The organism is Cellulomonas gelida, assembly GCF_006538725.1.
GTDB classification, from domain to species: Bacteria; Actinomycetota; Actinomycetes; order Actinomycetales; family Cellulomonadaceae; genus Cellulomonas; species Cellulomonas gelida.
Genome location: NZ_BJLQ01000060.1, coordinates 1 through 12,108 on the forward strand (window position 1 = coordinate 1; position 12,108 = coordinate 12,108).

The window sequence follows — 12,108 nt, forward strand, 5'->3', positions numbered from 1 at the left end:
TGCCGGCTCGCGCACCCGCCGCTGTCCGCCATGAGCCTCGACGTGCACGCGATGGGCGTGCAGGTCGCGGACTGCGTGCTCAACGTGCTGGCCGACGGGCCGGTGCGGTCGTACACCGCCCCGCTCCCTCGCCTCGTCGCGCGCGGCAGCACCGCACCCGCGCCGCCCGACTGAGCGACCGGGTCCGCGTCGGCGCACGGCGACGTCCGGGCAGGTCATGCGGCGGGGAACCCTGCGCGCCACCCCGCGGGGTGGTTGGCTAGGCGCATGAGCGCGACCGCCCCGTCCCCCGTACCTGCCGACCCCGACACGTTGCGGGCCGTCGCCCACGGCTCCTGGTACGACCCCCACGGCGTGCTCGGCCCGCACCCCGGCGACGGCGGCGTGACGATCCGGCTGCTGCGCCCGCTGGCCGACTCGGTCGTCGTGATCACGCCCGACACCCGCGTCCCGGCGCGGCACGAGCAGGACGGCATCTGGGTCGCGGTGCTCCCCGGCGAGGACGTGCCCGACTACCGCGTCGAGGTCACGTACGGCGACACGACGACCCTCGCCGACGACCCGTACCGGTTCCTGCCGACCGTCCAGGAGCTCGACCGTCACCTCATCCGCGAGGGTCGGCACGAGGAGCTGTGGACCGTGCTCGGCGCTCGCGTGCGCACCTACCCGAGCACGCTCGGCGAGGTGCACGGCACGTCGTTCGCCGTGTGGGCGCCCAACGCGCGCGCGGTGCGCGTCGTCGGCGACTTCAACTACTGGCAGGGTGCGACCCACGCGATGCGCTCGCTCGGCGACTCGGGCATCTGGGAGCTGTTCGTCCCCGCCGTGACCGCGGGCGCTCGCTACAAGTTCGAGATCCTCACGCACGACGGCACATGGCGCCAGAAGGCCGACCCCATGGCCCGCGGCACCGAGGTCCCGCCCGCGACCGCGTCGGTCGTCGTCGAGTCCACCTACACGTGGACCGACGACGAGTGGATGGCGGCCCGCGCCGCGACCGACCCGCACAACGGCCCGCTGTCGGTCTACGAGGTGCACCTCGGCTCGTGGCGCCAGGGCCTGTCGTACCGCGACCTCGCCCACCAGCTCACCGAGTACGTCCTGGACCTGGGCTTCACGCACGTCGAGCTGCTGCCCGTCGCGGAGCACCCGTACGCGCCGTCGTGGGGCTACCAGGTGACCGGGTACTACGCCGCGACCTCACGGTTCGGCCACCCCGACGACCTGCGCTACCTGATCGACACGCTGCACCGCGCGGGCATCGGCGTGATCGTCGACTGGGTGCCGGGCCACTTCCCCAAGGACGAGTGGGCGCTCGCGCAGTTCGACGGCACCGCGCTGTACGAGCACCCGGACCCGCTGCTCGGCGAGCAGCCCGACTGGGGCACGTACGTGTTCAACTACGGCCGCAACGAGGTGCGCAACTTCCTCGTCGCCAACGCCGTCTTCTGGCTCACGGAGTTCCACGTCGACGCGCTGCGCGTGGACGCGGTCGCCTCGATGCTCTACCTCGACTACTCGCGCCAGCCCGGGCAGTGGCGCCCCAACAAGCACGGCGGGCGCGAGAACCTCGACGCGATCGCCTTCCTGCAGGAGACCAACGCGACCGCGTACCGCCGGGCGCCCGGCACGATGATGATCGCCGAGGAGTCCACCGCCTGGCCCGGCGTCACGGCGCCCACCGACCACAACGGCCTCGGCTTCGGCCTGAAGTGGAACATGGGCTGGATGAACGACACGCTCCGGTACCTCAAGGAGGAGCCGATCCACCGCCGGTACCACCACGGCGAGATCACGTTCTCGATGGTCTACGCGTTCTCCGAGCAGTACCTCCTGCCGATCTCGCACGACGAGGTCGTGCACGGCAAGGGCTCGGTGTACGCCCGGATGCCGGGCGACCACTGGCAGAAGTCCGCGGGCGTGCGCGCGCTGTACGCCTACCAGTGGACCCACCCGGGCAAGAAGCTGCTGTTCATGGGCCAGGAGTTCGCGCAGCCCGACGAGTGGAGCGAGTCCCGCTCGCTCGACTGGTGGGCCCTGGACGACCCGCTGCGCGCCGGCGTGCACCGCATGCTGCGCGACCTCAACGCGCTCTACCAGCGCACCCCGGCGCTGTGGCAGCTCGACCACACGCCCGACGGCTTCGAGTGGATCGACTCCGACGACGCGGACCACAACGTGCTCGCCTACCTGCGCAAGGGCACGGCGACGCCGCCGCTCGTGGTGCTGGTCAACTTCGCCGGCACGCCGCACGAGAGCTACCGGCTCGCGCTGCCCGCCGGCGGCCGGTGGACCGAGGTCTTCAACACCGACGCGCACGAGTACGGCGGCTCGGGCGTCGGCAACCTCGGCGTCGTCGAGGCGCAGCCGGACCCGCACCACGGCCGGCCGTACTCCGCGCTCGTGCGCGTCCCCCCGCTGGGCGCGATCTTCCTGCAGCAGGAGGTCTGACCGACGCACCACGAGGGCGGTGACCGCAGCCGTCGGTCACCGCCCTCGCGTCGTCCTGGGCTCAGCGGACGCGCAACGTGAGCGGCGCCGCCTTCCCCGCGAGCACGCTCGCGCTGCCCAGGTAGCTGACGCGGACGGTGTACGTGCCCGCGGTCCGCGGCGGCAGCTCGACGGTCGCCCGGCCCTGGTCGGCCGCACGGAGCGCCACGACGTGGCTCGTCGCACCGATCCGCACGGTCACCCGGCCGGTGGGCGCGGCCACCCCCGGCGCCGAGACCCGGACCGTGACCTTCGCCCGCTGCGACGCCGAGACCGACGCGCGCTCGAGCGTCGCCGTCACGCGCGGCACGGCCTTCGCGACGCGCAGCGTCCCGACCACCGCGGACGCCGCGGTGAGCGACGCGTCGCCCGAGTACGTGACCGTGACCGTGCGCTCCGCGCGCGACGTCATCCGCGGCAGGGTCACGGTGACCTTGCCCTTGGCCGACGAGCGCAGCGTCGCGACCTGCGAGTACCGCCCGGCCCGTACGGTGACCGTGCCGGTCGGGATCAGGCCGGTGGGAGCCGTCACGACGACGTCCACCTTGGCCCGTTCGGTCGGCGTGATCGTCGACCTCTGCAGCCGGCCGGTGACGGTCGCCACGGCCCTCGCGACCCTGACCGTCGCGCGCGCGGTCCCCGGGGCGACCTTCCAGTCGCCGCCGTACGCGACCGTGACCGCGTGCGTGCCGGGCGCCAGCACCGGGAGGGGCACGACGACGGTGCCCTCGTCGGCGTAGCGGAGCTCGGCGTCGACCGTGGTCCCGCCCACCGTCACGGCCACGTGCCCGGTGGGTCGCTCCGTCGAGCGCGCGGCGACCGTGACCGTGACCTGCGCGGCCTGCCCGTGCGCGACGCGCGGCGACGACGCGGTCACCCGCGGCGTCGCCTCGCGTGCGACGACGACGCCCGCGGTCGCCGCGAGGACGAGCGCCGTGGCCGCGTCGACCTGGTCCTGCGCCACGAGGTCGCCGCCGGCGAGCACGATCCGGCCGATCTCGACGGCACGCGCGAGCGCCGCCGACGACTGCGCGGTGAAGCGGTGCGGCGAGACCTCGTCCGCGGCCGCGATCGCCGCGGTCAGCTCGGACGTGTCGGGGGCGTCGACCGTCCTCACGAGCGAGAACGCGTCGAGCCACGCCCACGCACCCGCGGTCAGGTCGAACTGCGCGCCGACCGTGACCGTCCCCGACTCACCGACGAGGACCGGCAAGGTCGGTCGGCTCCAGAGCTTCCAGCCGTCGAGGCTGAACGGCGCCGTGCTCGTCGCACCGTCGACGGTCGCGAACAGCTCGACCGTGTCGCCCGCGGCCTCTCCGTCCCCGGCCGCGGCGGCGGACAGCGTGTACGCGCCCGGCTCCAAGCCGGTGATCGTCTGACGCACCGAGCCGCTGCGGTCCTCGGCGACGTACAGGTTCACGGCGTAGCTGCCCTCGAAGGCGTCTCCCGGCTTCCACTCCGCCGCGGTCCCGTCGAACGCCCAGGCCGGCCAGCCCCACGTCTCGAAGCCGGGCTCCTGCACGTGGTTCACGCCCGCACCGACCGCGCGGACGGTCACGACCGCGCGCGCCGCGTCGCCGTCGCTCGTCGTTCCCGAGACGGTGTACGTGCCCGGGCCGGAGATCCACTCGACCGAGTCGCTCCAGGTGACCGGGACGTCGGCCGTGGTCGCGTCGTTGTAGGTCACGCCCACTGTGGCGGGCAGGGTGATCGCCGCACCGTCGTCGACCGCGACCGTCGCGGGCGCCACCTCGTACGTGGCCCTCGGGGCGTCCGCACCGGTCACGACGGCCCCGAACACGCCGAGCGAGGCGCGGGGCTCGCCCTCGACGTCGAACAGCGCCTGGTTGTCCCACGACGAGCCGCCGTACCAGGTCGCAGCGTCGTCCTCGTACTCGCCCGCGGCGCTCGACGCCCAGCCGGAGCCGTCCCGCTCCCAGAGCGTCGCGTTGTCCTGCGTGGGCGACCCGACCGGCAGCCACGCGGGCTCCCAGTAGTAGACGCCGATGCCCGCGTCACCGACCTCGTGCACGGCCTCGACGACATCGCGGAACGCGTTCGCCTGGCCCTGCACGCTGATCGGGTAGGGCAGGTTCGCGTCGTTCTGGCCGGCGCGCACGGTGTTCGGGTGCCCGTCGCCGTCCTCGAGCGTGGCGGCCCACGACGTCTCGGCGACCATGACCTTCTTGTCGTACGTGGTCGCGACCTGGCTGAGCACGCTCGTGAGGTTGTCGAGCGAGCCGTGCCAGAACGGGTAGTACGACGAGGCGAACACGTCGTAGTCGACGTCGTGCTCGGCGAGCTCGCTCGCGATCCAGCTGTACGAGCCGCTGCTCTCGGGGTTCGTGAAGTGCAGCGCGACGAGCGCGTCGGGGAGCACGGCGCGCACCGCGGCGCTCCCGGCGGAGTAGATCTTCGCGACCTCGCCCCAGTCCCAGCCGTTGTCCGCGACCCAGACGCCCGCGACGCCGTTGTTCGTCTCGTTGCCGACCTGGACCATCGTGACGTCGACGCCCGCGTCCTCGAACTGCTGCAGGCTCGTCGTCGTGAACGCCTCGACGGCGTCGGCCGTCTGGTCCACCGTGAGGCCCGCCCACGCCTTGGGCGCCGACTGCTTGGCGGGGTCCGCCCAGAAGTCGGAGTAGTGGAAGTCGACCAGGACGCCGAGCCCGGCGGCGGTCGCCCGCCGGCCGATCTCGACCGCGCGGTCGACGTCGACCGTGCCACCGCCGTAGCCCGCGCCGTGCGCGTCGTACGGGTCGTTCCAGACGCGCACCCGCACGTCGGTCACGCCCGAGGCGGCGAGCGTCGCGAACAGGTCGGCGGGCCGCCCGGCGGCGTCGCGGAACACGACCCCGCTCTCTTCGAGCGCGACGACCGACGAGACGTCGACCCCGCGGACGAAGTCGGCGGGCAGGCCCTCGACCGGCTCGACGACGATGCCGGCGGGAGCATCAGGCGCCGGTCCGTCGGCCGCCGAGGCGGCCAGCGGCGGGGTGAGGACCAGGAGCGAACCGGCGGCGGCGGACGCGGCGAACGCGGCGAGCCGGCGGGGACGTGCGGACGACGATGACAGCACGGGACTTCCCTTCGTCGAGCGAGAGGGGTCGGACGAGCAGCGACGAGCCGTCCCGGACGACGGGTCGTCGAACCACAGCGGGCGCAGTCGAGCGGACTCAGCCCTTCACGGATCCGGCGGTCAGACCGCCGACGATGTACTTCTGCAGCACCAGGAAGAGCACGAGCACGGGCAGCGCGGCGATCACGGCGCCCGCCGCGAACAGGCCCCAGTTGGCGTTGAGCTGGTCGGAGACCCACGCGTACATGCCGACCGCGAGCGTCCAGTTGCTCTCGGACGTCAGGATCACGCGCGCGAGGATGAACTCGCCGAACGTCGCGATGAAGGACAGGAGCCCGACGACCGCGAGGATCGGGGTCACGAGGCGCAGGATGATCGTCCAGTAGATCTGCGCGTGCGAGGCCCCGTCGATCTTCGCGGCCTCGTCGAGCTCGCGCGGGACGCTGTTGAAGAACCCGTACATGAGCAACGTGTTGGACCCGAGCGCACCGCCCAGGTACACGCAGATCAGCGCGAGCTTGCTGTTCAGCCCGAGCGACGGGATCACCGCGCCGAGCGAGAGCAGCAGCAGGAAGATCGCGACGAACGCGAGCATCTGCGGGAACATCTGGATGATCAGGAGCGTCGTCAGCCCGCCGCGGCGCCCCTGGAACCGGAACCGGGAGAAGGCGTACGCCGCCGCGGCGCCCATGAGCACCGAGCCGGCCGCGGTGACCACCGCGACCTGCAGGCTGTTGCCCGCCCACTCCCAGAACCGCGTCGAGTCGAGCGCCTGGTAGTTGGCGGACGTGACCGAGCGGAACAGCTGCGTCGAGCCGGTCAGCGTGCCGCTGCTCGCGAGCGACGCCGAGAGCACGTAGACGAGCGGGAACGCGGCGTAGACGATCACGACGACCGCGAGCAGGTACTTCCAGCTCACCTCGGCGAACCAGCGCCTGCGGCGGCCGCGCGCACGCAGAGCGGCCTGGGTCGCCATCACGCCGTCCTGGACGTGGGTCGCGCTCATCAGTTGACCTCCTCGAGCTGGCGAGTACGGCGGAACATGAGCGCCGAGATCACCCCGATGATCACGAAGATGATGATCGACAGCGCGCTGGCCAGGCCGTAGTCGGCCCGACCGCCGGCGACGCCGGAGATCTGGTACACCATCGAGATCAGGATGTCGGTGTGACCGAGCGTCGCCGAGGTGTCGGTGAACCGCGGCCCGCCGCCCGTGAGCATGTAGATCAGGGTGAAGTTGTTGAAGTTGAACGCGAACGACGCGATCAGCAGCGGCGCGGTCGAGACGAGCAGCAACGGCATCGTGATCGACTGGAACGTGCGCCACCGGCCGGCGCCGTCGATCCGGGCGGCCTCCTGCACGTCCCCGGGCAGCGACTGCAGCGCACCCGTGCAGACCAGGAACCAGTACGGGTAGCTCAGCCAGAGGTTCACCAGGATCACCGAGACCTTGGCGAGCGTCGGGTCGTCTAGCCACTCGATGCGCGCACCGAAGAAGAACAGCTGGTTGACGATCCCGTAGTCGGGGTTGGCGTTGAGCATGCCGCGCCACAGGAGCGCGGACAGGAAGGCGGGGAACGCGTACGGCAGGATGAACAGCGTCCGCAGCACGCGGCGACCGCGCACCCGCGGGTCGTTGTAGACCAGCGCGAGCACGAGGCCGAAGAAGAAGCTGACGACCACGCTCGCGAAGGCGAACACGAACGTCCAGAGCGCGATCTTCAGCAGCGGGCCGGCGTAGGTGTCGTCGGTGAACGCCTTCGTGAAGTTCTCGAACCCGACGAACACGCGCCAGCCGACCGGCAGGGCCGTGCCGTCCTCGGCGACGAACTGCCCGTCGTCGGTCGCTCGGTAGACCACCCCCGTCTCGGCGTCGGTCAGCGTGTCGGCGGCCTCGTCGTACACCAGGACCGAGCGGTAGACGGACCCGATCGTGGCGTCGCCGGTGCGGATCGAGCCGTCCTCGGCGGTGTCGGAGATCGGGACGCGCAGCGCGAGCACCTCGTCCGCGAGCGCAGGGTCGCTCAGCACCTGGTTCTTCGGCACCACCTGCCACCCGGGGACCGCGGTCACGACGCCGTCGGCGACGGTCGCGTCGGGTGCCGCGGCGAGCGGCTGGTCGGCGGTGCCCACGGCGGCTGCACCGTCCTGGACGATCGCGAAGCCGAGCTCGCCGTCCTGCTCGACGATCGTGAGCGGGTAGGTCGGCGAGTCGGGGACCTTCTTCTCGTTCTGGCTCAGCAGCGCGTCGACGGCCTGCGCCTGGGTCACGTTGTGCCCCGTGCCGTAGTTGGTCAGCGCGACGTAGCCCGTGTAGCCGATCGTGAACAGCTGGAACGCGGCCAGGAACGCCAGCCCGGGGAACAGGTACTTGAGCGGGACGGGCCGCCGGCTGAAGTAGACCCAGTCCGCCACGACGAGCAGACCCACCATGACGCCGAGCAGCACCCAGGCGCCGTTGACGTAGGCCGACCAGCCGGCCGCGACGCCGAGCGCGTTCACCAGCGCCATGAGCGCGAGCTTCGCGAGGAAGCCGAAGCCGAGTCCGTCCCACGCACGCGCATGGGACTGCCTGCTGCGCCGCGTCGGCGGCGGTTCGTCGCCGACGACGGCGGCGGTGAGCGACTGCTCGGTGGTCATGTCTCCTCCGGAGGCCTGTGGTACGCGGAGCGGGAAGGGTCGGCGGCGAGGGCTACGCCAGCGGCCTCGCCGCCGACCCGGTCCGTCAGCCGATCGCGGCCTCGAGATCGGTGAGCATCTTCGTCCACGCGGCCTCGGGCGTCGCGGCACCCGAGATGATCGAGGACTCCGCGGCGTTCCAGTGCTCCCACACATCGCCCATCTCCGGGATGGACGGCATGGGCGCACCGTTCTTCGACGCGGCGAGGTAGCCCGCCACGATCGGGTCGGACGCGACCTGGTCGGCCACGACCGTCATCGCGGGCAGGCGCGGGTCGGCGTCGTACAGCGCCTTGATGACGTCGGCGGTCGCCACGTAGTTCACGAGGAAGTCGTTCGCGACGAGCTTGTTCTCGCTCTGCGCCGACAGGTAGAAGCCCTGGACGCCGACGAACGGCGCTGCCGTCTCGCCACCGGCCGACGGGATCGGGTCGACCGCGACGTCGATGCCCGCGTCCTTGAACGTCTGGATCGCCCACGGACCGGCGATCGTGTACGGCGCGTTGCCGTCGGCGAACTCCTGGTTGGCGACGTCGTAGGTCCAGTCGGTGGAGAAGTGGCCGGAGCCCTTCATGCCGTTCTCGCCGAGGAACGTCGCGAACGCCAGGCCGGCGTCGCCGCCCATCCCGATCTCGTTCGTGTACGAGCCGTCGGCGTTCTGGACGAACACCGGTGCACCGAACGACGTCTGCAGCCCGTAGTACGTGTAGGCGTCACCCGTCGTGCCGTTGGTGTTGATGACGAACGGGTACTTGGTCTTCGCCTCGGTCCCCTTGGCGATCAGCTCGTCCCAGGTGGCCGGCGTCGAGTCGGCGAGCGCGGTGTTCCGCACGATCGCGACCGTCTCGAGCGCGTACGGCAGGCCGTACATCTGCCCGTCGTACGTGAACGCCTGCGTCGCGACGGACTCGAACTCCGAGACCTTGTCGCCGAGGTCGACGGGCTCGGCCACGCCGTTGACGATGAACGAGCCGAGCCAGTCGTGCGCACCGATCGTGATGTCCGGGCCCTCGCCGGTGGGGACCTGGGCGAGGAAGTCGGCGCGGATGTCCTCGAAGTTCTTCTGCACGAGCTCGACCGTCACGCCGGGGTTCGTCTTGTTGTAGATGTCCACCGCGGCCTGGACCGCGGGCTTGCGGTTCTCGTCGACCCAGATGGTCAGCGCGCCGGTGGCGCCGCCGGCCGGCTCGGTCGTCTCGGTAGCCGCGGGGCTCGTCGTCTCCGCCGCCGGGGTCTCGTTGCCGCTGCACGCGGCGAGGAACGTCAGGGCGGCGGCGACGGCCGCCGTGCGGATCAGGGTCTTGCGCATGGGAGTCCTTCCGGTAGGTGCCGTCGCGCGCGCGCCCTGGGGCGTCGCGGCGCTGCGACGTGGTGAACCGAACTGCAACGGGCGGCGCCTCAGGCGGGCGCCCGGGGCTCTACGGTCGGCCATCACCTCCGTGGTGCCGGGCGGTGCGGAGCACCGCCACCGAACCTGCGGAGATGCTCATGGCCCCGGCCACCGGCGCGTCGCGCAGGAGCTCGTGGCCGTCGCCGAGGTCGACCTTGACGTCCTCGGCGGTGTGGTTGATCGCGACGACGAAGTCGACGTCCGCGCCGTGGCGTGTGACGACCTCCACGTCGAGCGGCAACCCGCGGGGAGTGATCCCGGCGTCGGTGTACGCCGCGGCCATCACGGGCGCGAGGCCGTCGATGTCGAGCCTCGTCGAGACGTACCAGCCGGAACCCGCGCCGTGCGTGTGGCGCGTGACCGCCGGCCTCCCGGCCGCCGGCCCGTCGACGTACGTCCCGACGACCTGCGCGTCGTGCACGACGAGGTCGTCCTGCCAGACGTCGGCCGTCAGGAGCGCCGCCGGTTCGCCGTCCGGGTGCCAGGACACCTGCGTGCTCTGGCCCGCCCGCAACGGCAGGAACTCCTCCACCGTCACGCCGAGCGCGTCGCGCAGCGGCGAGAGGAAGCCGCCGGGGTGCACCGCGTCGTGCTCGTCGACCACCGCCGAGAAGTACGAGACGACGAGCGTCCCGCCCGCCTCGACGTAGCGCGTGAGGTGCGCGGCGTCCTGCGCGCGCAGCAGGTACGAGGCGGGCGCGACGACGAGGCGGTACCGGCTCAGGTCCTGCGACGGCTGCGCGAAGTCGACCGTGAGGCCGTCGCGCCACAGGCGCTCGTAGTACGCCCGGACGCGCTCCTTGTGCTGCGCGTCGACCGAGGGGCGCCACTCGAGGTCCTGCGCCCAGAACGACTCGGCGTCCCACAGGATCGCCACGTCGGCCTCGACGCGAGATTCGCGCATCGGCGCCAACGCCGCGAGGTCCTGCCCGAGCTGCACCACCTCGCGCCAGACGCGCGACGACGTGCCCGCGTGGGGAAGCATCGCCGAGTGGAACTTCTCCGCCCCCGAGCGCGACGCGCGCCACTGGAAGAACATGATCCCGTCGGCGCCCCTCGCCACGTGCGACAGCGAGTTGCGGCCCATCTCCCCGGGGCGCTTGGCGACGTTGCGCGCCTGCCAGTTCACCGCCGACGTGGAGTGCTCGAGCAGGATCCACGGCGCACCGCCGGCGACGGATCGCGTGAGGTCCGCGGCGAGCGCGAGACCCACGTGGTTCCGCTCGTCGGCCGCGGTGAGGTAATGGTCGTTCGAGACGATGTCGACCTCGCGCGCCCAGGCGAACAGATCCGTTCCCGGGCACTCGTTGGCCATGAAGTTCGTCGTGATCGGCTGCTCGGCGTGGGCGCGGATCGCGTCGCGCTCGGCGACGAAGCACGCGCGCAGCTGGTGGTCGGTGAACCGCGCGAAGTCGAGCTTCTGCGCGGGGTTCGCGACGGTCGGCGTGGCGTGCGGCGCGCCGATGTGGTCCCACTGCGTGTACCACTGACCCCAGAACGCGGTGCCCCACGCCGCGTTGAGCGCCTCGAGCGAGCCGTGTCGCTCCTGGAGCCACACCCGGAACGCCGCGACGGCCGTCTCCGAGTAGTCCTCGCCCACCGGAGCGCCGTACTCGTTGTGCACGTGCCACATCACGACGGCCGGGTGCTGCGCGTACCGACGCGCGAGCTCGCTCGCGACGCGCACCGCCGCAGCCCGGTACTCGGGCGAGCTCGGCGAGGCCATCCCTCGCGACCCGAAGCCCAGGACCGTCCCGTCCTTGGCGACCACGCGTGCGTGCGGGTACGCCGAGAAGAACCACGCCGGCGGCGACGCAGTGGGGGTGCCGAGGTCGACCGCGATGCCGTTGTGGTGCAGCAGGTCGAGCAGGTCGTCGAGCCAGGAGAAGTCGAACACACCCTCGGCGACCTCGATCAGCGCCCACGAGAAGATCCCGACGCTGACCAGGTTGACCCCGGCCTCGCGCATGAGGACCACGTCCTCGTCCCACACCTCGCGGGGCCACTGCTCGGGGTTGTAGTCACCGCCGAAGCAGATCGCGTCGTTCGTGGGCCAGCTCGGGAAGGGCATGACACTCCGTCGGGTCGTTCGCACTGCACTGTGCACGTTCACGGTCTGTGAACGTGCACACTCAACCACACCCGCGTCCTGAAGCGGAACCCGCCGACCCAGTCACGGGTCACTTCGTTACCTGACTGTGATCGTGCACAGCCGGGAGATCGAAGACGGGCCGCAGGCGGACACCCGCCGTCCGTCGGACCTGGAGCCACGAGCCCTCCGGACACGCCCGAGTCGGCAGTCCCGCGCGGCATCAGCGCTCCGGATGCGCGAGCGCGCGGCGAAGCGCCTCAGACCCGCTCGACGCCCTCCCCGCAGCCGGCCGCGGCAGGTCGCCCATGCTCGACGGCGCACCGCTCTCGAGCAAGCCGGCCCGACGGTGGGTGAGCCGGCGTGGTGACCGGACCTGGC

Annotated in this window: 6 protein-coding genes; 1 reads left to right on the forward strand and 5 read right to left on the reverse strand. The window is 71.8% G+C overall.

Annotated features, from left to right (window positions below; translation table 11 throughout):
- Positions 1-267: 267 nt before the first annotated feature.
- The gene (gene glgB, locus CGE01nite_RS15985) at positions 268-2,451 is read left to right on the forward strand and encodes a 1,4-alpha-glucan branching protein GlgB (RefSeq protein ID WP_141371692.1); all 2,184 of its coding nucleotides are present in this window, start codon (positions 268-270) and stop codon (positions 2,449-2,451) included.
- Between the two features lie 61 nt (positions 2,452-2,512).
- Here the strand turns inward: glgB and CGE01nite_RS17485 are convergent, their stop codons facing one another.
- From CGE01nite_RS17485 to CGE01nite_RS16010, 5 genes are all read right to left on the reverse strand, one after another.
- Entirely contained in the window at positions 2,513-5,569 is a 3,057-nt protein-coding gene (locus CGE01nite_RS17485) for a glycosyl hydrolase 53 family protein (RefSeq protein WP_141371693.1), read from the reverse strand.
- A gap of 97 nt (positions 5,570-5,666) precedes the next feature.
- Positions 5,667-6,575, reverse strand: a complete 909-nt coding sequence (locus tag CGE01nite_RS15995) for a sugar ABC transporter permease (RefSeq protein ID WP_371857598.1) — start codon at positions 6,573-6,575, stop codon at positions 5,667-5,669.
- A complete protein-coding gene (locus CGE01nite_RS16000) occupies positions 6,575-8,209 on the reverse strand; it encodes an ABC transporter permease subunit (protein WP_048343448.1) in 1,635 nt (544 codons plus the stop codon). Before CGE01nite_RS16000 ends, CGE01nite_RS15995 begins: the two co-directional genes overlap by 1 nt.
- 85 nt (positions 8,210-8,294) lie before the next feature.
- Entirely contained in the window at positions 8,295-9,557 is a 1,263-nt protein-coding gene (locus CGE01nite_RS16005; RefSeq protein WP_141371694.1) for a sugar ABC transporter substrate-binding protein, read from the reverse strand.
- Positions 9,558-9,666: 109 nt separating this feature from the next.
- Complete coding sequence (locus CGE01nite_RS16010; RefSeq protein ID WP_141371695.1) at positions 9,667-11,709, reverse strand: beta-galactosidase; 2,043 nt, start codon at positions 11,707-11,709, stop codon at positions 9,667-9,669.
- Between the last annotated feature and the right edge of the window lie 399 nt (positions 11,710-12,108).